The organism is Novosphingobium sp. PC22D, from assembly GCF_002556635.1.
Classification (GTDB): Bacteria; Pseudomonadota; Alphaproteobacteria; order Sphingomonadales; family Sphingomonadaceae; genus Novosphingobium.
The window spans coordinates 289,713-314,419 of sequence record NZ_MWMO01000004.1 but is presented as its reverse complement, the minus strand read 5'-3'; the positions used below and the strand labels follow the sequence as shown (position 1 = coordinate 314,419).

The following is a 24,707-nucleotide window of genomic DNA, read 5'->3' as shown; positions in this document are numbered from 1 at the left end:
AAAACCAAAGAGTCCTACCTCGGCTTCGTCAATCTCGTCTCAGCCCTGCAATGGATACCCTTTGTCCACGAAACCTAAGCCGATGAAGAAGACCCTGTTCCTGGTCATGGATATGATGAACGACCTTGTCGCCGAGGACGGCTTCAATGCGCGGACTTACGGCGCGCAGGTCAAGGAGCGCGATGTTCTCGCCCGCACCAAGGCGGCGATCGCGGCGGCGCGCGCGGCCGGCGGCCAGGTGGGCTTCGTGCGCGTGGGCTTTTCTCCCGACTACCGCGAAGCGCCCGAAGCCTCTCCGATCTTTTCGGGGGCCAGGAAAAACGGCATCTTCAAGCTCGGAACCCCGGGCACCGAAGTCCATCCCGAGATCGCGCCGGCGCCGCAGGACTTCGACATAGTGAAGCACCGGGTGAGCCCGTTCTATGCGACCTCGCTCGAAGCGATCCTGCGCGCCAACAAGATCGAACGGATCGTGATGTGCGGCGTCTCGACCAATGGCGTCGTCCATTCGGGCGCCCGCGAGGCGCATGACCGCGACTTTGAGGTCGTGATCCTCGAAGACTGCTGCGCGGGCGCCAGCCCCGACGAGCACGAGCACGCCATTGCCTGCCTCGGGCGTTACGGTGCCATTGTCGACAGCGCGGAATTCGACTGGTCGGCTTAAGCGACCGCCCTCGCGATAAGGCACCGCGCAGATCCTCAATCGTCGTCGAACGCGCTGGACTCCCTGCGTCGGTTAGAATAATGCATTATCCACAATCTGACATGCGGGCAGGGAACCTGCGCAAAGAGGGATGCGGGATGGCAACGGAAGCGAAGGACAAGGACGTCGGTGGGGCGCCGGCCGAGGGCAAGATTACCTTGGAGGCGATCAAGGGCGCCGAGAACATGATTGGCATGCAGCTTCGTCCCGAGGGGCCCTATCTCCAGGACGCCACCGAGGACACGATGCGCAACTGGTGCAACGGCATCGGCGATCTGAACCCGCTCTATCGCGATCTCGAGCATGGCCGCCTGTCGCGCTACGGATCGATCGTCGCGCATCCGAACTTTCCGATGGCGTTCGGCTGGGTCGGCCGCACGCGCTGGGGGCTTCCCGGCGTCCACGGCTTTTATGCCGGCAACGACTGGGAGCTGTTCCGGCACATCCGCCCCGGCGACCGCATCACCGCGATCGAGCGCGTCGTCGGCATCGACGTGAAGGAGTCGAAGTTCTCGGGCACGCTGGTACTGCAGTACGTGGAAGCGAGTTATTCCAACCAGAACGGCGACCTCGTGGCGCGCGCGCTCGGCACCTGCACCCGGCATGAGCGCAAGGCCGCGCGCGATGCCGGCAAGTATTCGGAAATCAAGACGCACGAATACTCGGCCGAAGACTTCGCGAGGATCGACGATACCATCCTCAACGAGGAAAAGAACATGCGCGGCGTCAATGTGCGCTATTGGGACGAGGTTCAGGAAGGTGAGGAACTGCCCGAGATCGTGCGCGGTCCGCTCAGTCTGATGGATACCATGGGCTTCCTCGTGGGATCGGGCCGGGGCCATACGCACGGCGTGATCTTCAAGAACGCGGTCAAGCATCCCGGCCACTTCTTTCGCAACCCCGAGGCGGGCGGCGGCATCGAGTACACCGGCATTGGCCACCATCGCGAATCGACCGCAAAGGATGTCGGCGTGCCGGGCGTCTACGACTACGGTCCGCAGCGATCCTCGTGGATGGCAAGCCTTATCACCAACTGGATGGGCGATGCGGCCTTCCTCAAGCGGATACGCACGCAGATGCGCGGGTTCAACATCATGGGCGACTGCACCTGGGCGCGCGGCAAGGTCACGCGCAAGTACGTGAAGGACGGACACGCCCTCGTCGACATCGAGATCCGGGGCGAAAACCAGCGCGGCGAACTGACCACGCCGGGCCTCGCGACCGTGCTGCTTCCCTCGCTGAATCCCGAGCACAAGGTGTTCTTCGACGGCCGCGACTGCGACCTCGAACTGCCGGTCGTACGCTAAGGGCGGGCTCGTGCCGCACGAGGCCACAGAACCGCTTGCCGGGCTGAAGGTTGTCGCAAACGCCTCGGGCGTGGCGGCGGCCTATGCGGCGCGCATGCTGGCGACGATGGGCGCGAACGTCGTGCTCGTCGAGCCCGAGGGCGGGTGCCCCCTGCGGCGCGAACCGCCGTTCCTGCCGGGCGAACAGGGCGCGGACGGGATGAGCAGCCTTTTCGCCTACCTCGCGGCGGGAATGACAAGCGCGGTCGTCGAACCGGAAGCGGCAGCGGGGCGCGAGGCTCTGGCGACGATGCTCGCAAGCGCGGACGTCTACATCGACGATACGCCGGTCGCCGCCCGTGCGTCGCTCGGTACCGATGAGACCGCGCTTGCCGCGGCCTTTCCCGATCTTGTCCATGCGTCCGTGCTTCCGTTCGGCGCGACGGGTCCCAAGGCCGGATGGAAAGGCGAGGACGTGGTCGTCCAGCACGCCGGGGGGGAAGGCTTCCTGCTGCCCAACGGGCTCGCTCTCGAGATGTTTCCCGATCGCCCCCCGCTCAAGATCGCGGGTCACTTCGGCGAGATGCAGGGCGGGATCGCGACGGCGCTCGCGATCCTGTCCGCGCTCTGGGCCCGGCCGCGCTGTGGCGGTCAGTATGCGGACGTTTCCTCGCAGGACGCCAATCTCGCGATCGGCGCCTTCGCCGTCCAGCGCCTTGGCGACGGTTCGATCGAGCACCGGCTCGAGCGCAGCTTCCGGTACGGGGGCGTCATCCCTTGCGCGGACGGTCACGTCGAGCTGCTCACGCTCGAACAGCGCCAGTGGGATGGGCTTGTCGAATTGCTCGGTCGGCCTGAATGGGCATGCAACCCTGCGCTTGCCGATGGTCTCGAGCGCAGCCGCCGGGGGCCGCAGATCAACCGACGTATCCGGGAATGGGCCGCCGCGCGCAAGGTCGACGAGATCGTCGACGCCGGACAAAAACTCGGGGTTCCGCTGGCGCGCTACAAATCACCGGCCGAGATTCTCGCCGATCCCCAGGAGTGCCATCGCGGACTGTTCCAGCCCGTACCGATCGAGGGGACGGGCGAAGTGGGCATGCTCGTCTCCCCGTTCCACTTCGACGGACGTCCGTTGTCGATCCGCAGCGGCCCTCCGGCCCTCGCGGCGGCGGAGACGGACAGCGTATGACGCCGCTTTGCGGAATTCGCATCGCCGATTTCACCGTGCACAACGCCGGGCCGTTCTGCACGCACCTGCTCTCGCAGCTTGGCGCCGAGGTCATCAAGATCGAGAGCGCCATGCGGCCCGATGCCTTTCGCAAGCCGCATCCCGTCTATGGACGGATGGGCCCGGCGACGTTCGATCAGGTCGCCTCGACCAAGCTGTCGGTGCGGATCAATCTCAAGAAACGCGAAGGAACGGCGCTGGCCAAGCGGATCGTTGCCGTGAGCGATGTCGCTGCGGAGAGCTTTCGGCCCGGCGTGATGGATCGCCTCGGCCTGGGCTACGGCGCGTTGAAGGCGGCGAGGCGCGACATTGTCATGCTTTCCGTCTCGTCGTCCGGCCAGAGCGGTCCGGATTCGCATTTTGCCGGTTACGCGCCGTTGTTCGGCGCCTGGGGCGGGCTCGGGGCGATGACCGGCTACGCCGATGGGCCGCCGATCGAGATACGCCACGTCATGGATCACTCGGTCGGCATGAATGCGGCGGTCGCGCTGATGGCCGCGCTCCATCGCCGACGCGCGACGGGCGAAGGCAGCCACGTCGATGTCGCCGCGCGCGAGGTCGCCTCCTCGTTGGTGGGCGACCTGCTGCTGCTTGCCGCGGCGGGCGGCGAGCCGGCCCGGATCGGCAACGCCCACCCGCGCATGGCGCCGCACGGCGTCTATCCCGCGAAGGGCGAGGACCGCTGGCTCGCACTGGCGGTGGCAGATGACCCGCAGTGGGCCGCGCTGGCGCGGCTCATGGGGCGCGAGGACCTCGTCAGCGACGCGCGCTACGCAAGCGAAGCCGCACGCCGCGCGCGCATTCCCGACCTCGACTCGATCGTGATGGCCTGGACGCGGACGCAGGAAGCCGAAGCCGCCGTCCTGGCGCTGCAGGCCGCGGGTATCGCGGCGCACATTTCCTTCACGACGCCCGAGATCGTGGCCGACCCGCATTTGCGAGAGCGCGGTGCGATAGTCGAGGTCGCCGAGCCCGACGGCACTCCGCGCGCTGCGGTAGGCGTGCCGATGCGGCTGTCCAAGGCGCCGGAAATCGGCATCCACCGCGGAACGCCCGAACTGGGTGAGGACGAAGATCACATCTACGGCGAACTCCTGGGCATGACTCGCGAGCAACGCCGTGCGCTCGAGGACGCCGAAGTCATCTACTGAATATTCATCCGCTGATCAGGGTCGATAACGACCGAAGGCCGGGGAGAGGCCGAAAGGATATGAAGGCAACCGAACCTGCGCTCGGATTCATCGGCCTCGGCGTGATGGGTTCGGGCATGTGCGCCAATACGGTGAGAAAGCACCCGGCCTCCGTCCACGTCTACGACATGAACGCCGAAGCGCTCGCCGCGCAAGTGGTGAACGGCGCGGTCGCGGCCGCTTCGGTCGAAGAGGTCGCGGCGGCCGCGCGGACGATCTTCCTGTCGCTGCCCGGCGGCAAGCAGGTCGCGGCGGTGTGCGAGGCCATCGAAGGTGCCTCGGCGCCGGGCACCGTGGTCGTCGACCTTTCGACAACGGCGGTCGCCGATGCGCGCGAGATCGCGGCCCGGCTCGAGGCCTCGGGCGTGGCCTTTGCCGATGCGCCGGTTGCGCGCACGCGGCAGGCCGCGGCCGAGGGCACGCTTTCGATCATGGTCGGCGCCGATGCCGGCACTTTCGCGCGGATCGAGCCGCTGCTGCGCTACATGGGATCGGACGTGACCTGGTGTGGCGAGGTCGGTTGCGGACAAGTGGTCAAGCTGATCAACAACACGCTCTTGTTCGAACAGGTCGCGGCCATTGCCGAGATGATGGTGGTGGCAGAGCGTGCCGGGGTGACGCCCGCCAAGCTGATCGAGGCGGTGGGGCGGGGATCGGGCAATTCCTTCGCGCTTCAGACCCATGCGAGAAAGGCCATGGCGCCGCGCGAGTTTCCCGAGAAGGCCTTCCCCTCGCACTACGCGATCAAGGACCTCGGCTACACCATCGAACTCGCCGAGCAGACGGGAGTCCTGCCCCGGATGGCCCGGCTCGCGAGCCAATATTACCAGGCCGCGATCGATGCGGGGATCGGAGACAGATACTTCCCCGCGATCATCGAGGTGGTCGACCGGAAGTAGCGGCGGCAACGGGAGAGCAAGAGGATGCAGAGGCGCAAGCTGGACTACCGGGTGATCACCGACGGGCTCGAGTTTCCCGAAGGTCCGATCGCGATGGCCGATGGCTCGGTCCTGGTGGTCGAGATGAAGGGCGGCAAGCTGACCCGCGTCCACCCCGACGGAACCAAGGACGTCGTCGCGCGAACCGGCGGCGGGCCCAACGGCGCCGCGATCGGTCCCGACGGGGCCTGCTACGTGTGCCAGAACGGCGGCTTCAACTGGATCCGCGAGGATATCCTCGGCTTCACCGGCTACAATCGGCCGCACGGCCGCGCGAGCGACTATATCGGCGGCGGCATCCAGCGCGTCGATCTGGAAACGGGCGAGGTCTCGTGGCTCTATACCGAGTGCGACGGCATTCCGCTCACGGGGCCGAACGACATCGTCTTCGACGCGCGGGGGATGATGTGGTTCACCGAGCACGGCAAGACCTACGGACGCACGATGGACAGCGGCGCGCTCTTCCATGCCGCTCCCGACGGTTCGATGATCCGGCAGGCGGCGTTTCCGATGATCACCGCCAACGGCTGCGGCTTGTCGCCCGACGAGACGATCCTCTACGCCTCCGAAACCGAGACCGGGCGGCTCTGGCGCTGGCCCATTACCGGGGCGGGCGAACTCGGCAAGGCGCCCTGGCCTTCGCCCAACGGCGGCGAGTTGGTCGGGCAGGCGACCGGCTACCAGCGCTTCGATTCGATGGCGCTCGAGGCGTGCGGCAACGTCTGCGTGGCGACGCTGGTCACCGGCGGCATCACCGTGTTCACGCCCGAAGGCGAAACGCTCGAATACTGGGAAGGGCCGGAACCCTACTGCACCAATATCGCTTTCGGCGGGCCCGATCTGACCACCGCCTACATCACGGTCTCGGGCACGGGCCTGCTCATCGCGGTCGAATGGCCCCGGGCGGGCCTTGCGCTGCTCCACCAGCGTGGCTGAGGCGGCCCCGGCCTCCTGCGGCGGCACCGACGCGCCGATCCGGGCGAAGCGGCAGGTGCTGCTCGCCGCGCTGATGGGGACCGCGGTCGAACTCTACGACTTCTCATCTACGGCACCGCCGCCGCGCTGGTGTTCGGACCGCTGTTCTTCCCGGCCGAATCGCGCGCGGCGCAGACGCTGCTCGCTTTCGCGAGCTTCCCTTCATCGCCCAGCTTCTCGTCGTCCAGGGCTCATCGCGCGCGACGACCGTGCTGCTTCTCATTGCGGGTGTCGCAACGCTGGCCGGGGCGCTGCTAGGGCGTCGCTCGCACATCACCTGAATTTTCGAAGGATTGGACATGACCGCATTCGAAGACTGGATCGGCCGCAGCCAGAGCGCCACGGATACGCTGGAGCCGGCACGCAGCAACGCGCTCAAAGCCGCGCTCGCCGAAGAGGGCGACGGCAAAGCCGGCGATCCGCTGCCGCTGCTCCACCACTGGCTCTATTTCTGGGATGTGAGGCCGCCCTCGGGGCTCGGTCTCGACGGCCATCCGGCAAAAGGAGGCTTCCTCCCGCCAGTGCCACTGCCGCGGCGGATGTGGGCGGGAGGCCGGCTCACCTTTCACAAGCCGCTGCTGCTCGGTGCGCGGGTCGAGAAGACCTCGACGATCGTCGCGGTCAAGGAGAAGACGGGCCGGAGCGGAACGCTCGTCTTCGTCACCGTGCGGCACCAGCTCGACGGCGGCGATGGTCTCGCCGTGAGCGAGGAGCAGGACCTTGTCTATCGCGAGCCCGCGGCGGGCGCGGTTCCCGCGACGATCGCCGCCGAACCCGACGAGAGCGCGTGGCACCGTGAGGTCGATCCCGATCCGGTGCTTCTGTTCCGTTATTCCGCGCTCACCATGAACGGTCACCGCATTCACTACGACCGGCCCTACGCAATCGGGGAGGAGGCCTACCCTGCGCTCGTCGTCCAGGGCCCGCTTCAGGCTACGCTGCTGATGCATCTGGCGGCTCGCAACCTGACGGCGCCTGTCACCGGGTTCGAGTTCCGGGGCCAGCAGCCGGCGTTCGACGGGCTGCCGCTGCATGTCTGCGGCGAACCCGAGGATGGCGGCGCGCGGCTCTGGACCCAGCAGGGCGAGGCGAAAAGCATGGTTGCGACCGTGCGCACCGGGACGCCCTCGTGACCGGCGCTTTCACAAGGCAGCCGCCAGGGGGTGGCCGGTCGAAAGAGGCCCGTCGACCGTGCTTGCGCAATCGAAAGTGGAGCCGCGGATGACAGTCAGATACCAAATGCCCGTCGCGGGCGAGTGGCGCGACGCGGCCGATGGCGGGACCATGCCCGCGATCAACCCTTTCGACCAGGAGGTGCACGGGTGGATTCCGGTGGCGACCGAGACCGATGTCGAGGACGCGATTTCCGCCGCGCGCGGAGCGTTCGCGAGTTGCTGGCGCAAGACCGGCCCCGGCGAGCGGGCGAGATTGCTGAACCGGGTCGCCGATCTCATCGATGCGGACGCCGATCGCCTGGCGCTGCTCGAAACGACGGACAACGGCAAGGTCATCCGCGAAACGCACAACCAGATGGGCTACGCGGCGCGCATCTTCCGCTACTATGCCGCCTGGGCAGACAAGCTCCATGGCGACGTTGTGCCGCTGGACCAGAAGGACACCCTCGATCTCACGATCCGGGTGCCCTTCGGCGTCGTGGCGTGCGTTACCGCATGGAACTCTCCCGTCGCGATCCTCACGAACACGCTTCCCGCCGCGCTGGCGGCCGGCAATTGCGTGATCCTCAAGCCCAGTGAACACGCCTCGGCGACGACGCTCGAGATCGCGAGGATCTGCGAGGCGGCCGGATTTCCGTCCGGTGTGGTGCAAGTCGTTACGGGGGGCGGCGACGTCGGCCGATGGCTGATCTCGAGCGCGCGGGTCGACAAGGTGAGCTTCACCGGAAGTCCCGGCGTCGGACGGCTGATCGCGCAGGCCGCGGGCGCCAATCTCAAGCCGGTAACGATGGAGCTTGGCGGCAAGTCCCCCAACATCGTGTTCGACGATGCCGATTTCGACCGCGCCCTCATAGGCGCGCTGGCCGGTATCTTCGGAGCGACCGGACAGACCTGCATCGCCGGGTCCAGGCTGCTGGTGCAGCGCGGAATCTACGAACGCATGGTCGACGCTCTCGCGAAGAGGGCTGGCCGGATACGCATGGGCGACCCGCGCCTCAAGGCAACCGAAATGGGGACCGCCGCCAACGAGCCGCAGTTCACGAAGATCCTGTCCTTCATCGACGCTGCGAAAGGCGATGGCGCGCGTCTGGTGGCCGGCGGCAGACGCGCCGATGGACCGGGACTGGAACAGGGGTTCTTCATCGAGCCCACCATCTTCGCCGACGTGCGCAACGACATGAAGGTCGCCCGGGAGGAAATCTTCGGCCCTGTCCTGTCGATAATCCCCTTCGACGAGGAGGACGAGGCAATCGCGATCGCCAACGACACGCCCTACGGGCTTGCCAGCGGCGTCTGGTCGGAGAATATCGGGCGCTGCATGCGCATGATGCGCGCGATCGACAGCGGCGTCGTCTGGATCAACACCTATCGTGTCGCCGCGCCGCAGGCCCCTTTCGGCGGAATGAAGGATTCGGGTTTCGGCCGCGTGCGCGGAGAAGCCGGCATCCTTGAATTCACGCAGACCAAAACGGTGTTCGTTGATTTCTCGGGGGATCGGCGTGATCCCTTCTCGATGAAGTTCTGAGACTTCGAACAGGTCTGCGCGCGAAGCCTTTGGCGCGGCACGGGGCTGCGCATGGCCGGCGGGGGCGCAGGCAGCCGCGCGATCATCGACCGGAACGGGATTCATTTGGAGAGGAATGGCAGATTGGCGAAATTCAGCATGCAAGAGGTGGCTTCGGTCGCCGAGATTCAGCAGCTTATCAACGACTGGGTTTACGAGCTCGACTTCAATCACGGCCTGTCCATGGACACGATCGTCACCGAAGACTGCGTTTACACCATGCACTCCGGTACGCGGACGGGACGCGACGCGATCGTCGAGGCCTATCGCCAGCGAGCGGAGCGATTGACCGCAGGCGGCGAAGCGATGCCGCCGATGCGCCACCTCAATGCCAACCTTCGCGTCGAGTTCCGCGACCCGGACCATGCCGCGATCACGTTCGGCATGGCGTTCTATACCGCGGAGGGCAATCCGGCGGGAGCCCGGCATACGGACGCGAGCGCGATTGCCGACGTATGGATGGAATGCCGCCGCGAGGATGACGGCCATTGGCGCATCAGCCGTTTCGAGAGCGACCAGCCTTTCGTCCGGCTGCCGGGGTAGTCATGCGCCGAGCCGCGTCGGCCGATCCTGCGAGCCCCGCATCGCGCCTAGCCGGCGTCGAGGCCCCAGCGCGCCCGCGCGGTGTCCGGCGTCAGCGCGGTGAGCGGCGGCATCGCCGGCGGCGCGCCGTAGTCGTCAAAATCGAGAAATGTTCCCGTCATGTCGGGTGCGCCCCGATAGAGTTGCTGGAACAGCCGCCACTGGAAGAACCAGTGTCCGTCGATCTCGACGAAGCGGTCGTAATAGCAGCCAAGCGCGATGTTGGTGTCGCCATTCTTCCAGGCACACCGTTCGTCGATATAGGTGCGGGCGCAATACGCGCCGTCGACCTCATGAAGGATCGGGGCGCGGAAACTGATGAGGACGCGTCCCATTTTCTCCATGATCCTTTCGAAGGTCTCGCGGATCTGCTGCCGGCCCCGCAAGGCCATCCCGGAGATGCGCCATTCGGCATCCTCGGCGAAGCAATTGGCGAACGCGTCGAAATCACGCCGCCAGACGGCGTCGGTATACCTCTGGTGCAGGTCGCGCACGCCGGCTTCGGCCATCAGGAATTCAAGCATCAATAGGTCTCCCGTCCGCGAGGGTATGGAATTTCGCGTTGATCCATAATGCATCATGCACCATTGAGCGCAACGCGCATTCACACCCGGCAAGCGATAGGGACACGAATTCATGAGTAAACCCGCGCAGATCCCCTACGATTTCGTGGTCGGGGACATGACGGGGCTACAGGTCCCCTCGCACGGCCAATCCTTGCGGCAGGCCGGCGCGGGATACCTGACCGAGGCGTTCCGTGCGTTCGGCTCGCTTCCCCCGGACAACGCCGTGGCCCGGATCGCGGAGTATCGCCCCTGCATCGGGGGCAGCACAGGCGAGAAGTTCTTTCTTACGGTTGAATACGAAAGAGCCGACCCCGCGCTCCACACCCGGCTTTTCGTCAAGTTCTCGCGGGACTTTCGCAACCGCGTCCGCGACGATCGCGGCAAGTACGAGCTTGCAAGCGAAGTCCGCTTCGCGGCGGTATCGCGCGCCGCCGATTTTCCCATCCGCGTGCCGGCGGCCTATTTCGCCGACTATGAGGACGCGACCAACACCGGCGTGCTGATCACCGAAAGGATCGACTTCGGATGCGGCGGGATCGAACCACATCGCGCCAAGTGCACCGACGACCGACTGCCGAACCCGGCAGAGCACTATCGTGTCATCATCCGGTCGCTCGCGCGGATCGCGGCCGCCCATCGCTCTGGCCGGTTGCCGCGCTCGGTCTCACAGAGGTTTCCCTTTGAGCCCAATGAGATGGTCAAGAGTTGCCACATGCCGTTCACAGGAGACGAGGTGGTCGAGAAAACGACCGCATTCGCCGATTTCATCCGCGAGGCGCCTCAACTGTTCCCAGTAAATGTCACGCCTCACCTCCTGGAGCGAGTCGGCGCGCAGGCCGGACGGCTCGTCGCGCGGCAGGGCGATGTCCGCCGGTTCCTCGTGTCCGACCCGGACATGATCGCGCTCTGCCACTGGAATGCGAATATCGACAACGCCTGGTTCTGGCGCGATGAACGAGAGGGCCTGCAGTGCGGGCTGATGGACTGGGGGCATGTCGGCCAGCTCAACCTGGCGTTCTCGATCTGGGGCTGCCTGAGCGGTGCCAGCGTCGATACGTGGAACAGCCATTCGGCGGCGTTGTTCTCGCTCTTCGTCGAGGAACTGGCGGCTCACGGCGGACCGGAAATCGCGGTGGAGCAACTGACCTTGCACCTCGATCTTTACGTCGCGATGATGGGGCTGTCCTATTTCGTCGACAGCCCCGCGAGGATCCTTCGCGCGTTTCCCGGCGCCGTCCGGGCGAGCGGGGCCTTCGATCCGGTCTTTCTCGACCACGAATCCGCGCGCAACCAGCTCCACATTGCGACCGCCTTTCTCAACTTGTGGGATCGTCACGGCTTCGAGCGCAGCCTGGACGCGGCAATCTAGCGCGAAAAATCTCAAGATAATGCATTATCCATTGCGCTACGCGGAAATCTGCGTAGGGTCCCGTCCTTGCGGCTAGCCGCGTGGCGCCAGATCGACTGCGAAGCAGCGACGCAGCGCGCGAAGAGGGGGAGAGAGATTTATGAAGGCATTGGGCCATTTGTTGGTGCTGGGCGCCGGCACGGTTGCCATGGCGTGGTCTGCCAGCGCCGCGGCGCAGGTCGCGGAAGCGAACGACGCGGGTGAGGCCGAACGCGGCGGCCAGGCTTACGAAGAAATTCTGGTCACGGCCCGCAAGCGCACGGAATCGATCATGGACGTGCCGGTGGTCAAGACCACCATCGACCAGAGCGTGCTCGAGAATTTCCAGACCCAGGACCTGAAGTCCTTGTCCACGCTCGTGCCGGGCCTGACGCTGGGGACCTCGATCCTTTCAGTCGGCCTGCAGGCGTCCATTCGCGGCGTGGGCACCTCGGCGCTCGACCCCGGCGTCGACAGTTCGGTCGCCCTCAATATCGACGGGATGGCTTTCGCGCAGGGCCTCGTCTTTGCCAGCGGCATGTTCGATGTCGGTCAGGTCGAGGTGCTCAAGGGGCCGCAGTCGCTGTTCTACGGCAAGAGCAGCCCGGCAGGCGTGATCTCGATCCGGACCGCCGACCCCACCGACGAGTTCGAGTTGATCGCCCGCGCCGGCTACGAGTTCGAAGCCGACGAGCAGCGCTACGAGGCGATCGTTTCCGGGCCGGTGGCCGATACGCTCAGGCTGCGCCTTGCCGGGACTTATGGAAAACAGAAAGGGTTCTTCACGGACCGGGCGCAGGCGATCCCGGCTCTCGGGTCGAAGGATCCGGGCGGGCGCATTACGCCTGCCAAGGACTACAAGGTGCGGTTCACCGCGCTGTGGGAGCCGACCGACACGTTCAGCACCCGGCTGAAGGTAAACCACGTCTACGACGACACCGATTACCCGGGTTCCGCGCAGATCGTGCTGTGTCCTGACGGGCAGGGGCCGTACAATGGTTTCCAGTTCATCGATCCGAACGACTGCAAGCTCGATCGCAACATACCGTTGGTCGATCTCGATCCGGCGGCCTTCCCCGGGATCGAGAACAACGGCACGCCGTTCAACAAGACCCGCCAGACTTATGGCACGCTCGAGGTGAACGGAACGATCAGCCCGGGGCTCACGCTGACGACGCTGACCGGGCTCTACTTCGCGCGTTCGCGCAGCATGGTCAACGCCACCATGAGCAGCGCCGGGGCGGGGCTGATTTCAGCCAGCAACCGCTTCAAGCGCGACCAGATCACGCACGAGATGCGCCTCACCAGCGATTTCACCACGCCCCTGAACTTCACGCTTGGCGGCTTCCTGGAGCGCGGCAAGTTCGAAGACAATGTCCGCATCGGCGGCAACACCGTCTTCGGCGTGCCCGCGACGCTGCAGCAAGGCATCAAGAGCGTGGATATCGAGACCAACTCGGTCTTCGGCCAGGTCCTCTACAAGGTCGTGCCCAAAGTCGAGATCGCGCTCGGCGCCCGGTACACGGACGAACGCCGCGATCAGAAGGGCTTCAACACGATTTCGGGTTCGCGCGTTCCCGTCGCCCTCGCGGTGCCCGAGATCCGGGCGAAGAACCTCGCTCCGGAACTGAGCGTCACCTTCCAGCCCAACGATGACCTGACGATCTTCGGTTCGCTCAAGCGCGGCTACAAGTCGGGCTCGTTCAACGTCTCGACGCCGCCGTTCGCCGGGGAGAACAACGCCTTCGGCGACGAGAAGGTGGAGGGCGGCGAACTCGGCATAAAGTCACGCCTCGCCGACCGGCCGATCCTGTTCAACGTGGCGGGCTACTACTACAAATACAGCGGCCTACAGGTCGGCGCGAACGTCCAGGCGGAAAGCGGCATCACCGTCACGCGTACGGTCAATGCCGGTCGCGCACGCGTCTACGGACTGGAGGCCGACGTGACCTATCGCCCCTGGTCGCTCGACGGTCTGGCCATTCGCGCGGGCGTCAACTGGAACGATTCCAAGTACACCAGTCTGGTGAACGTGCCCTGCTATGGCGGCCAGCTCGTTTCCGAAGGCTGCAACCTGCTCTTCAGTCCGGCCGCCAATGGCGGGACGGGCGGCTTCACCGCGCAGGACCGCTCGGGCATTCCCCTGCTGCGGGCGCCGAAGTGGTCGGGCGTGCTCGGGATCAACTACGACCTCGAGGTCGGCGGCGACATGACCCTGGTCCTTGCCAGCAACACGCAGTTCTCCAGCAAGCAGTTGCTCAATCTCGGCTACCTCTATTACCAGGACGCCTATCTCAAGACCGATCTCAGTGCGACGCTCAAGGCCGAGAACTGGGAACTCGCCCTGATCGGCAAGAACCTGAACAACGAGCTGACCAGCGGCAACTGCGCGAACTCGAACCGCGCGGCCGGCGCGCTCGGCGGTCTGATCACCGGCAGCACGGTGCGCGGCCCGGCCGGCATCGACGAGGTGGGCTGCTACATGGACCGGGGACGCGAACTGTGGATCCGCGCCACGTTCAAATATTGACCGGACTGCGGGTTTTTCTGGCCGCTGGCGCATTTGCGCGGGCGGCCGGCGAAACCGGAAATGCTCTCCGCGAGGCATGATGTCTGACGATGAAATCCGCTTCGATGGCCGTGTCGCGCTCGTAACCGGCGGCGGCCGCGGTATCGGCCGGGCGCTCTCGCTGCTTCTTGCCTCGCGCGGGGCGAACGTCGTCGTTGCCGATAGCGGAGCGGCGCTCGACGGCGCCGGAGCCGAAGGCGGCGCGGCGCGGTCGGTGGTCTCGCAGATCGAGGCGCAAGGCGGCACGGGGCTCGCGTTCACCGGAGACCTGGCGACCGAGCAAAGCTGTGGTGCCGCGATCGCGTCCGCGCTCGATGCGTTCGGCCGGATCGACGCGATCGCGCACAATGCCAGCACATCTCCGGAGCTGAGGCCGGCCGACCAGTTGTCGACGCGGGACCTCGAGGGACTGATGCGGATCAACCCGATGGCGGCGCTGTGGCTTGCCCGCCATGCCTGGCCGCACATGGTGCGGCAGCGATACGGCCGGCTGGTGCTGGCCAGCTCGGCGGGCATATACGGATCGTTCGGCAATGCGCACTACGCGGCCGCGAAGGCGGCGATAATCGGCGTGGTCCGCTGCCTCGCCCTGGAAGGGGCCGCGCATGGCATCACTGTCAACGGTGTTGCGCCTTCGGCGCGCACGCGGATGACCGAAAGGCTGCACGATACCGCCTATTCGCGCTGGCTGCTCGAGACGATGGCGCCCGAGCACGTGGCGGCGGGCTCGGCCTTCCTGCTGAGCGAGGCATGTGCTCTCAACGGAGAGACGATATCGCTGGGAGGCGGGCGGATCGCGCGGCTTCGCCTTGCCGAGAGCGAAGGCGTGATGGACGTGGCCGCGTCTCCCGAAAGCGTCGGGGAAGCGATGCCCGCCACGATGGCGGACGAACGAATGTTCTATCCCGACGACCTGAGCGATCGATCGGCACGAGTGGCGCGCCTGTTCTGCGTGTCCGAAAAGCTGGATTCGAGCGCATCGATCGCGGTCAAGCCGGGCTGACCGGCGCCGCCGCGCAGAACGGCAACCCAAGGAGATCGCCATGTTCAAGCAGATATGCTTCTTTCGCAAGCGCCCCGACATGACGGCGGAAGAATTCCTCGACTACTACGAGAACGAGCATTCGAAGCTGTCGAAACGCAAGGGCCTTCAGTCATCGATGCCGAACGCCATGCGCTATGTTCGCCGTTATCTTACGCCCGAACCCAACCCGGTAACGGGAGAGGTTCTCGATCCCGGATACGACTGCATCATGGAAATCTGGTGGAACAGCCGCGATGATTTCGATCGGTCGCGCGAGATCATCAGGGATGCCGAGCGCCTGAACGTGCTCAAGGAAGACGAACTGAAGCTCTTCGCCACGCACAGCAATCCGGTGTGCTCGGTGGTCGAGTACGATTCGCCAATGCGCCCTGATGGCAAGCCGCCGCGCATCGAGATCGTCTACGACGACTAGGCGCGAAGCGCGCGCCGGGCTGCGCTTCTGGCCCGGCGCGCGCTCCCGGCCTTGCTTTCAGTGGGCCGCCACGCGTTCGCCGGCGGCCTGCCAGGAGCCCCTCGGCCGCCTCATCGTCAGCATGGCAAGCGCACCTAGCGACATCACGGCCATGACGATGGCGAGAAGGCTGTCATAGTTGCCGGTCCGGTCATGCAGCGCTCCTGCCACGAAGGGGCCGATCGCCGCGTTGACGGCTCCGAAGGAGATCACGCCTCCGAACAGACTGGCAAATGCCTTCAGGCCGAAATGCCGAGTGCCCAGATAGAGCGCGACGTCGATTTCCGCGCCGATCGCCGCACCGAACAGGCTGACGCCGACGGCGAGAAGGAAAATGCTCGGTTGATCGAGCAGAAAGATCGCCGCTCCCAGAACGGGCAAAAGCAGCGTTACCGCGCCAATGACGTGCCCGGGAAAGCGATCGAGCAGGAAGCCGACGGTCAGGCGCGAGGCCAATCCGCAAAGCCCCATGATCGAAGCGATCTGTCCGGCCTGCATGGGGCCGGCCCCTCGTTCCAGCAGCAAGGGGATGAGGTTTGTGGCCATCGTCATGCTGAAGAAGGAAAAGCATCCGAACGAGATCATGAGACGCGCGAATGCGTGCGTGCGGATGCCTTCGCGAAAGGTCAGGCCGGGCACGTCCCGGGGCGTCGGCGGGGCCGCTTCGTGCCGTGCCGGCGCATCGCGGAACAGGAAGAACACAGGCGGCAGTGTCGCCGCGAGCCACACGGCGCCGAAACCGAAAAAGCCGCCGCGCCAGCCGAACTGTGCGATCAGGGCCGTCGCCAGCACGGGCGCGATGATCGCGGTGAGCGACGTTCCGCTCAGGGTCAGAGCCATTGCGAAGCCGCGGGAGCGGTCAAACCGGCTGGCGATGACGCGCGTCCAGACGGTTGCCTGCACCAGCACGATCCCGATCGCCACGAAGACCCACAGCAGCGACCAGTTCAGCAGCGATCCGGTCGCCGTGCCGAGCAGGGCGAACGCGCCCGTCTTCACGACGAGGCCCAGGATCCCGATCCTTCGCGAACCAAAGCGGTCCACGATCAGCCCGATGGCGATATTGAGGAAGATTCCCACGGCGTTGGAGATGCTGACGCCCAGCATGACCTCCGCCCGGCTCCAGCCGTATTCCGCTTCGAGGTGAGGCACGAAAGGGCCGATCGCGTAGCTCTGGACGCCCAGCGTCGAGAACCCGATCATCGCGGCCACAAGCACCGGCCAGTTGTCGCGCCATTCCCCTCGGGTCGTCTGCATGTCTCTCCCATCCCCAATTGCGCCCGTGGCGTCTCGACGGCGGTTTTTCGCTCTCGACGCTCATCACCGCGCGCCTTGGGAACGTCAACTTATAATGCATGATTCAGCTTGGGATTGGGGCGCCGAATCCTTTGTCCGCATCCATCGATCCTGCTATCAAGCGCTTGTTTCGCTCTATAATATCCGGTGAAAACAATCTTCTCGTGATAATTTCCAACCGACGCGCCGCGTGGACGTGAGCGATGGCACAAGCGGGAGTGATCACGCGAGACGCAAGATAGTGCATTTTTCAGGCGCGAAACCCTTGCGTTGGGCACTTGAGAATTTCGTCGATCGCGTCCCGGCCGTCGAACGCGTATTCGGGCCTGGAGTGCTTGCCATGGCGTGCCGGCGCATGCAGGCTTGGCGACAAATGGACCCCGTCAGCATCGAGAGCCGAGGGAGAGAAGATTGCCGAAAATTGAGACCGCGCGCGGCGCCATCGAAAGCGCAGACCTTGGTCGCGTGCTGATCCACGAGCACGTCTTCCTCATGGACATGGAATACACCTACAACTACCGGCCCGACTTCTTCGATGAGCGCACCATCAGCGACGCCGTCGCGAGGCTCGATGCGCTGCACGCGGCGGGCATCGACACGATCATCGACCTCACCGTCCTTGGCCTGGGGCGGCACATGCCCGCGCTGGCCGAGGCGGCAGGCCGGACCGCGCTGAACATCGTCGTGTCGACGGGCGCCTACACTTTCGATGCGGTTCCCGCGCCTTTCCTGTTCTGGGGGCCCGGACTGCTCAAGGATGCCGAGGTGGAGCCGATGATCGGACACTTCATCGGCGACATCGTCGATGGCATTGCCGGCACCGGCGTGAAGGCCGGGATGCTGAAGTGCGCCATCGACGCGGCCGGGCTGCGTCCCGGCGTCGAGCGGGTGATGCGCGCGGTTGCCCAGGCGAACCGCGCGACGGGGGTTCCGATCACGGTCCATACGGCGCCGTTGCAGCACACCGGGCGCGACGTGCAGCGGGTCCTCGCCGAGGAAGGCGTTGACCTCGAGGAAGTCGTCATCGGCCATTGTGGCGACAGCACGGACATCGACTACCTGATGGAGCTGGCCGACAAGGGATCGATCCTCGGCATGGACCGCTTCGGCGTCGATTTCGCCATCACCATGGATGAGCGCGTCGCCACGATTGCTGAAATGGTGCGGCGCGGATACGCGGACAGGCTCGCGCTCAGCCACGATTGCTGCTGCTGGTCGGACTTTTTCCCGGACGTCTCTGACTATGCGGCCGCGATGCCGAACCACAACTACCTGCACATCCACAACGATGTGATCCCGGCGCTCGGCGAGGCCGGGGTGTCGCAGCACGACCTCGATCGCATGTTCGTCGAGACTCCGCGCAGGCTCTTTGAAAGAGCCGCCACGAAAGCGGGGGTCGAGGCATGAGCATGCTGCGTTTCGACGGGCGTACCGCGATCGTCACCGGCGCGGGCGGCAACCCGAGCCTCGGCCGGTCGCATGCGCTTTTGCTGGCGGCACGGGGCGCGCGGGTGGTCGTGAACGATATCGGCGTCCTGCCCGCGGAACTCGGCTATCCCGGCGTCGCATCGGCGGAAGCGGTCGTCGAGGAGATCCGCCGGGCCGGCGGCGAAGCCGTGGCCGATACCAATTCGGTGGCGAGCGAGGACGGAGCGGCCGCCATCGTTGAAACCGCGATGTCGGCGTTCGGTTCGTGCGACATCCTCGTCAACAACGCCGGCATCTGCCGCGTGGTCTCGTTCGAGGACATGACGCCGCGCGATTTCCGCGACATCATCGAGGTAAACCTGATGGGCACCGTCCAGACCTGCCGCGCGGCCTGGCCGCACATGAAGGCGGCGGGGTTCGGCCGCATCGTCAACATATCGTCCGGGTCGATGACCGGCCTTGCCTGGCAATCGGCCTATGCCGCCGCGAAAGGCGGCGTTTATTCGTTCACCCGCGCGCTGGCGTCGGAGGGCGTCGACTTCGGCATCAAGGCGAATTCCGTCGTTCCCGGAGCGCTGACCCGCATGGTCCATGCGGCCCAGGAAGAGGCGTCCTCGTTCATAGCGCAGGCAAGCGAAACGATGCCGCCGGAGATCGTCTCGCCCACCGTGGCGTTCCTGGCACACGAGAGCGTGCCGTTCACCGGGGAATGCATCGAATCGATGGGCGGCCGCGTCGCGCGCTTCTATCTTGCGCGCACTGGCGGTTTTGCGGATCGCGAAATGACGCTGGAGACGATCGCGCAGCGCTGGCAGGACATCTTCGCCGGTTCGCCCGACGGGGTTTCGACGCATGACGAGGCCGATCCCCGGCAATGGTCACCCAAGCCCTACCAGCCGATCGCGACCTGATGCCGGCCCTGGGGCCCGCCGTGGCGCGAGGTCTATCTCGAACGCTCGCGGCATGATGCGTGAGCCCGCCAGCTTGGCGCAGTGTATTGCCCTGTTGGCGCGGCCGCGCTGGTGCTGGCCGCTCGCGCGCTTCCGGATTGTCCGACCGAGACAGCGGCTTGCGCGAACGGACTTATGGCGCGGGCCCGCCGAGTGAGGTTTCGGGCCAAGGCTCGGTTCCGTTTTGAGGACGCTTCGTTCCGGCGCTCCTCCTTGCGAGCGCGCGCCGTCGGTATCGGCGATCAGCAAGCCGCCGATGGAGCGGACCGGCTTCGTGCGCCTGAATATCATCCACAAAAGCATGTTTGAACATATGCATTTGCATTGACATTCGATCGCTATCCTGTAGCTTCAACCTCGCCGAACAAAAAACACGCTCCGGGAGAGCTGGAAAAAACCTAGTTCAGGGGGAATTGTGGCCCAACCATCAACCATGAGAGGCGTGCTCGCCACGCTCCTTTGCTCCGCCACCTCGACGCTCGCGCTGACGACGGCGGCCCACGCCCAGATCGCGCCGACCGAGGATACGACAGAAGGTGGCGGCATCGTCGTCACCGGTTCGCGCATTGCCAGCCAGAACGTCGAGTCGATGAGCCCGATGTCGGTCGTGGGCGAAGAAGAGCTGACGCTCACCGGCACGGCGACGATGGAAACCTTGCTCAATACCTTGCCGCAGGTCGTTCCGGGCGAGGGCGCGTTCACCAACAACGAAACCAGCGCGGCGGCGACGATGGACCTGCGCGGTCTGGGACCGCAGCGCAACCTCATTCTCGTCAACGGTCGCCGCTTCGTCTTCTTCGACGCGCGCCAGATCGTCGACGTCAACACGATACCGACCGCGCTGGTCGAGCGCGTCGAGCTCATCACCGGCGGGTCTTCGGCGGTTTACGGCTCGGACGCCGTTTCGGGCGTGGTCAACTTCATCCTCAAGGATGACATGGACGGGCTCGAGGTATCGAGCCAGTACGACATCACTGCCGCGGGCGATTCCGCGCGCTTCAACCTCGACATCGTGGGCGGCGCCAACTTCGCCGAAGGTCGCGGCAACGTCACGCTGTTCTACAACTACTACAACCGTGACGATACCTTCGCCGACGCTCGCGGCCGGTCGGCCTGCTTCCTCGAGGATACGACGATCGACGGTTCGCCGGCGCTCGCCTGCGGCGGCAGTGCGGGCATTCCCAATGGCCGTATCGCCGGCCTGCCGGCGGGCGCGGCTCTCACGGGGCGGCCCGGCGTGCAGAGCGCGCTTGCCTCGCTGGGGCTCAACAACCTCACCTCGAACGGCTTCAAGTTCGACGAGACCGGCCAGCAAGTGAGCCCCTTCGTCGTTCCCGGCGACCGCTACAACTTCAATCCCGACAACTACCTGCAACTGCCGCTCGTCCGTAACCAGTTCGGCGGCATGGCGCACTATGAAGTCACGCCGGGGATCGAGGCCTATTTCGAGGGCCTCTACAGCAGCAACCGCACCAAGACGCAGTATGCCGCGACCCCGGTCACGGGCAGCTACTCGATCCAGGTCGACAGCCCGTTCCTGACGCCCGGCCTGCAGAACCTGTTCCGCGCGCTCGATGCGAGCGAGGGAACGGTTCAGCTCGACGCGAACAACAACCCCGTGCTCGGCGCGGACGGACTGCCCGTCATCATTCCGGCCGCCACGCGCAATGACGGCTACACCACCGTCAGCATCGGGCGCCGCATCAGCGAGGGTCCGACCCGCAACGCGACTTACGATCGCGATGCCTACCGCTTCGTCGGCGGTCTGCGGGGCGACATCGGCTCGCTCAGCGAGAACGCGTTCACCGACCTTCAGTGGGATGCCTACTATTCCTACGCCAAGTCGAAGAACACGCTGACCAGCACTGGCAACATCGTCGCCTCGCGTTATGCGCAGGGCGTGACGACGGCGTTCGACTCCTCGGGCAACCTGGTCTGCGCCGATCAGTCGAACGGCTGCGTCCCGCTCAACATCTTCGGCCCGAACATCTCGCCCGAGGGTATCGACTTCATCACCGAGCGTCAGGTCAGCACCTACGAGACGACGATGAAGGTCGCCCAGGCGTCGGTCACGGGCACCGTCGTCGAACTGCCTGCCGGTCCGCTCGGCTTCGCCGCCGGCTTCGAGTGGCGCGAAGTCACCGCCGCGTTCAATCCGGCGACCGGAAGCGTCGGTCAGGTCGGCGAGCCGACTTACGGCGAGTACGACGTCAAGGAATTCTTCGGTGAGCTTCGCATCCCCGTGTTCTACGGCTTCGAGCTCAACGGCGCGTTCCGCTACTCGGACTACTCGCTCGACAACGTGAAGGGCGTGTGGACCTATGGCGGCGGCGCGACCTGGCAGGTCGTCGATTCCCTGCGGCTGCGCGGCCAGTATCAGCGCGCCGTGCGCGCGCCGAGCGTCAACGAGCTGTTCTCGGCGCAGTCACGCGTCTCGGAAGCGGCCAGCGATCCTTGCGCGCTTGCCAGTGCGGCCAGCGATTCCGCGATCCGCGCGCTGTGCGTCGCGACCGGCGTCCCCAACGGCATCGTCGGCACCAGCGGCGTCCAGCCGAGCTTCCAGGTCTCGGGCATCGTCGGCGGCAATCCGGATCTCGAGGAGGAATCGACCGACACCTACACGGTCGGCGCCGTCTTCGAGCCGATCCCGCGTCTCGCGATCACGGTCGATTACTACAACATTACCGTGAACGACGCGATCGCGCGCCTCGGCGGATCGATCAACAACGTCTTCGACTTGTGCTACAATCAGGTTCAGGACGCGGACAGCCCGTATTGCCGCTCGATCATCCGCCAGGACGACGGCACGATCGGCACCGGCACCAATGCCGCGGGCCAGGACAGCGGCGTGAGCGTCCTGTTCGCGAACATCGGCAAGATCAAGACCGACGGCATCGACGTGGGCGTAAGCTACACGATGCCGCTCGGCATGCTCGCCGGTTCGGACAGCACGCTGAACATCGCGACCACGGCCAACTGGCTGAACAGCTTCGACGTGACCTCGGTCGCGGCGCTGCCAGATCGCGTGAACGAGTGCGCCGGAACGTTCGGCCTGACCTGCGGCGAGCCGATGCCCGAGTTCAAGGCGAACACCCGGCTCACGCTCAAGGTCGGGCGCCTGACGACCAGCATTCGCTGGCGCTACCAGGGCAAGGTCACCGACGACCGCGTCACGCGCGGCGTGGTGGATGCGAGCGTGCTTCCGGTGCCGAAGATCGATCCCGAGAACTACTTCGACTTCTCGTTCGACTACGACCTCGACAAGTACACGCTCTACGGCGGCATTCTCAACATGTTCGATAATCACCAGCAGCTTCTGGGCAGCGCCCAGGAACAGCTCAACACTTATCCGAGCACGTACGATCCCCTGGGCATCCGCTTCTTCATGGGAGCCAAGCTCAAGTTCTGAGGCCCCGCCGCCACGGAACGGAAAGCCCCGTCGCGCGATGCGCGGCGGGGTTTTTCCTTGGCGGACCGGATTTCGTCGACGCGGTTATGAAGGAACGACGTCGAACGCGACGGTGAGCCGGGGAGTCTCGCTCTCGAACGGAACCGTGGCGTGGTACATATACGAGGGAAACAGCGCGAGCAGTCCGGATTGCGGCCGGATCGTGCGCAACACCCGGTCGGCCGGGCCGAGATCGAGGTTGGACTTGCCGAGCACGAGGCAGCCCGCGTCGTCGCTGCCCTGCGCGATGCTCTCGGGCACGGCGACATAGTAGCACGAGCTTATCCAGCCCGACGGATGGATATGGCTGAGGTGATAGCCTTGCGTCGCGAGCCTGACCGACCAAGAACCGGAAAAGCGGAAATCGTGCGCCTTGCGTGCGAACAGAGGCTGGTCGGCGCCGTCGGGCATTCGCGCGATGAAGGCCGTGACCGCGCGTGCGAGCATGCCGCGCAGGGCGCGGATCGCCGGCTCATCGCGATCGAGCAGTTCGCCGACGGTCTGCGTACCGCCGCGCAAGGTCTGCTCGATCGGATGCCGCTGGCCGCGGTGGTAGCGATCGAGCGCCGCCGCGAGGTCGCGATTGAAACCGGCGATGTCGCCGTAGCCCGGGGGCGGTTCGAGAACGCCCGCCCATACCAGCGCGTCCGTATCGAGAAGCGGGTCGGCGCGGGCATCGCCCAGTGCGCGCCAGATCAGCGCCTGGAGCGCTACGCCCTGCTGATCCGCCGGCTTTGCCGAGCGCAGTGGCGCGAGCGCCTGTTGCGCTTCGTCCAGCCGTCCGAGTTCCATGAGCACGCGGATCAGTTCATAGCGCGCGCCGTGGTCGACTGGCGTGGCTTCGGCGGCGCTCCGTAGCGGCGCGACGGCTTCGGCGAGCCAATCGTCCTTGCGTGCCGCCAGCGACTGGCCGAGGCGAAAGGCGATGTCCGGCGTCTCGACGCCGCGCGCCATGCTTTCGCGGAGAAGCTGCACGGCCTCGTCGAGGCGCCCGGCTTGTCCCAGCTTGGCGGCGAGGTCGGCAAGCAGCGGGGCTTCGTCCGGCATGGCGGAGAGCACTTCGCCATAGCTTTGCAGGTAACCTTGCGCGTCGCCGTGCTGCCACAGCAGGCGGCTGAGCGAATCGTGCGCGTCGCGCGCCGTGGGCCGTGCCGCGATGGCGGCGCGATAAGTCCTTGCCGCCGCCTCGACCTCGCCGAGTTCCTGCTGGCAATGGCCGAGGACGTAGCGTGCCTCGAACAAGTCCGGATTGCGCTTCAGGCACTCTTCGAGCAGCAGCCGCGCCTCGTCGACGCGACCGCCGAGGCGCAAGGCGACGGCGAGGTTGTAGAGCGTGCCGACATGGCCGGGGCGAAGCTGGGCGGCGCGCAACAGCGCCTCGATCGCCTCTTCGTGGCGTGCGTCGGCGCGCAGCGCCCGACCGTAGGACGCCCATGCCCTGCCGTTCTCGGGGGCCTGCTTGATGGCCTTGCGCAAGGTCGCGCAGCCCCGCTTCGCCTCGCCGTCCTCGAACTCGCATTCGCCCAGCGCGATGCGGGCGTCGAGGTTGTCTGGCGCATGCCGAAGGGCCTCGGCGTAGGCCGCGCGCGCCTCGGCCTTCCGCCCGAGAGCGAGATAGGCGTTGCCCAGGCTGTGATGCACATGCGGTTGCGCGGGCCGGATTTCGAGCGAGCGCCGGAAGAGCGCGATCGCGCCCGCCTGATCGCCCCGCTTGCGTTTCACCATGCCGCTGAGCTGGAGCGCGTCGGGATCGTTCGGCCAGCGCGCGAGCAGCGCGTCGAGCTGCGCCTGCGCCTCGCCGTCGCGCCCCGCGCGCAACGCCGCGAGCGCGGTGCCAAGGCCTTGCTGAAGTTCGCCGTTCACGTCTGGCCCGGCCTAGCACGCATGGCGCGGCGCGCGCAGCAGGAATCCCGTCGTCCCACG

At 65.8% G+C, this 24,707-nt stretch carries 19 protein-coding genes; 16 read left to right on the top strand and 3 right to left on the bottom strand.

Translation table 11 applies throughout. The annotated features are described in order from the left end of the window. Window positions 1-82: 82 nt before the first annotated feature. The 9 genes from B2G71_RS09740 (at window position 83) to B2G71_RS09695 (ending at window position 9,605) form a co-directional block, all read left to right on the top strand. On the top strand, window positions 83-664 hold the full coding sequence (locus tag B2G71_RS09740) for a cysteine hydrolase (protein ID WP_098105559.1): 582 nt from the start codon (window positions 83-85) through the stop codon (window positions 662-664). Window positions 665-801: 137 nt separating this feature from the next. Further along, window positions 802-2,010, top strand: a complete 1,209-nt coding sequence (locus B2G71_RS09735) for a MaoC family dehydratase N-terminal domain-containing protein (protein WP_098105558.1) — start codon at window positions 802-804, stop codon at window positions 2,008-2,010. A gap of 10 nt (window positions 2,011-2,020) precedes the next feature. Further along, a complete protein-coding gene (locus B2G71_RS09730; RefSeq protein WP_098105557.1) occupies window positions 2,021-3,181 on the top strand; it encodes a CoA transferase in 1,161 nt (386 codons plus the stop codon). Continuing rightward, window positions 3,178-4,371 carry a CoA transferase gene (locus B2G71_RS09725; RefSeq protein ID WP_098105556.1) on the top strand — a complete coding sequence of 398 codons (1,194 nt, stop codon included), beginning with the start codon at window positions 3,178-3,180 and terminating at the stop codon, window positions 4,369-4,371. Before B2G71_RS09730 ends, B2G71_RS09725 begins: the two co-directional genes overlap by 4 nt. 59 nt (window positions 4,372-4,430) lie before the next feature. Then, complete coding sequence (locus B2G71_RS09720; RefSeq protein WP_098105555.1) at window positions 4,431-5,309, top strand: NAD(P)-dependent oxidoreductase; 879 nt, start codon at window positions 4,431-4,433, stop codon at window positions 5,307-5,309. A gap of 24 nt (window positions 5,310-5,333) precedes the next feature. Continuing rightward, a complete protein-coding gene (locus B2G71_RS09715; RefSeq protein ID WP_098105554.1) occupies window positions 5,334-6,284 on the top strand; it encodes an SMP-30/gluconolactonase/LRE family protein in 951 nt (316 codons plus the stop codon). Window positions 6,285-6,622: 338 nt separating this feature from the next. Next, entirely contained in the window at window positions 6,623-7,456 is an 834-nt protein-coding gene (locus B2G71_RS09705) for a MaoC family dehydratase N-terminal domain-containing protein (protein WP_098105553.1), read from the top strand. An 88-nt stretch (window positions 7,457-7,544) separates the two neighbouring features. After that, the gene (locus B2G71_RS09700) at window positions 7,545-9,023 is read left to right on the top strand and encodes an aldehyde dehydrogenase (protein ID WP_098105552.1); all 1,479 of its coding nucleotides are present in this window, start codon (window positions 7,545-7,547) and stop codon (window positions 9,021-9,023) included. A gap of 51 nt (window positions 9,024-9,074) precedes the next feature. After that, window positions 9,075-9,605, top strand: a complete 531-nt coding sequence (locus B2G71_RS09695; protein ID WP_098105551.1) for a nuclear transport factor 2 family protein — start codon at window positions 9,075-9,077, stop codon at window positions 9,603-9,605. Between the two features lie 47 nt (window positions 9,606-9,652). Here B2G71_RS09695 and B2G71_RS09690 read toward each other — a convergent pair whose 3' ends face one another. After that, a complete protein-coding gene (locus B2G71_RS09690) occupies window positions 9,653-10,168 on the bottom strand; it encodes a nuclear transport factor 2 family protein (RefSeq protein WP_168176322.1) in 516 nt (171 codons plus the stop codon). Window positions 10,169-10,280: 112 nt separating this feature from the next. On the opposite strand from B2G71_RS09690, the gene B2G71_RS09685 reads away from it, so the two are divergent. From B2G71_RS09685 to B2G71_RS09670, 4 genes are all read left to right on the top strand, one after another. After that, window positions 10,281-11,579 carry a hypothetical protein gene (locus B2G71_RS09685; protein WP_098105549.1) on the top strand — a complete coding sequence of 433 codons (1,299 nt, stop codon included), beginning with the start codon at window positions 10,281-10,283 and terminating at the stop codon, window positions 11,577-11,579. A gap of 139 nt (window positions 11,580-11,718) precedes the next feature. Then, window positions 11,719-14,127, top strand: a complete 2,409-nt coding sequence (locus B2G71_RS09680; protein ID WP_098105548.1) for a TonB-dependent receptor — start codon at window positions 11,719-11,721, stop codon at window positions 14,125-14,127. A gap of 79 nt (window positions 14,128-14,206) precedes the next feature. Further along, window positions 14,207-15,169 carry an SDR family NAD(P)-dependent oxidoreductase gene (locus tag B2G71_RS09675; protein WP_168176321.1) on the top strand — a complete coding sequence of 321 codons (963 nt, stop codon included), beginning with the start codon at window positions 14,207-14,209 and terminating at the stop codon, window positions 15,167-15,169. Window positions 15,170-15,209: 40 nt separating this feature from the next. After that, window positions 15,210-15,623: an EthD domain-containing protein gene (locus B2G71_RS09670; RefSeq protein WP_098105546.1), complete on the top strand. Its 414-nt coding sequence runs from the start codon at window positions 15,210-15,212 to the stop codon at window positions 15,621-15,623. 57 nt (window positions 15,624-15,680) lie between these two features. On the opposite strand, the gene B2G71_RS09665 is transcribed toward B2G71_RS09670, so the two are convergent. Beyond that, window positions 15,681-16,919: an MFS transporter gene (locus tag B2G71_RS09665; RefSeq protein ID WP_098105545.1), complete on the bottom strand. Its 1,239-nt coding sequence runs from the start codon at window positions 16,917-16,919 to the stop codon at window positions 15,681-15,683. A 450-nt stretch (window positions 16,920-17,369) separates the two neighbouring features. Between B2G71_RS09665 and B2G71_RS09660 the strand changes: the two genes are divergently transcribed. The 3 genes from B2G71_RS09660 (at window position 17,370) to B2G71_RS09650 (ending at window position 22,745) form a co-directional block, all read left to right on the top strand. After that, on the top strand, window positions 17,370-18,365 hold the full coding sequence (locus tag B2G71_RS09660; protein ID WP_098105544.1) for a phosphotriesterase: 996 nt from the start codon (window positions 17,370-17,372) through the stop codon (window positions 18,363-18,365). Then, on the top strand, window positions 18,362-19,297 hold the full coding sequence (locus tag B2G71_RS09655) for an SDR family NAD(P)-dependent oxidoreductase (protein ID WP_098105543.1): 936 nt from the start codon (window positions 18,362-18,364) through the stop codon (window positions 19,295-19,297). Before B2G71_RS09660 ends, B2G71_RS09655 begins: the two co-directional genes overlap by 4 nt. A gap of 481 nt (window positions 19,298-19,778) precedes the next feature. Then, a complete protein-coding gene (locus tag B2G71_RS09650) occupies window positions 19,779-22,745 on the top strand; it encodes a TonB-dependent receptor (RefSeq protein WP_168176320.1) in 2,967 nt (988 codons plus the stop codon). A gap of 84 nt (window positions 22,746-22,829) precedes the next feature. Here B2G71_RS09650 and B2G71_RS09645 read toward each other — a convergent pair whose 3' ends face one another. Beyond that, window positions 22,830-24,647 (bottom strand): tetratricopeptide repeat protein, encoded by a 1,818-nt coding sequence (locus tag B2G71_RS09645; RefSeq protein WP_098105541.1) that lies wholly within the window; start codon window positions 24,645-24,647, stop codon window positions 22,830-22,832. Window positions 24,648-24,707 lie beyond the last annotated feature (60 nt).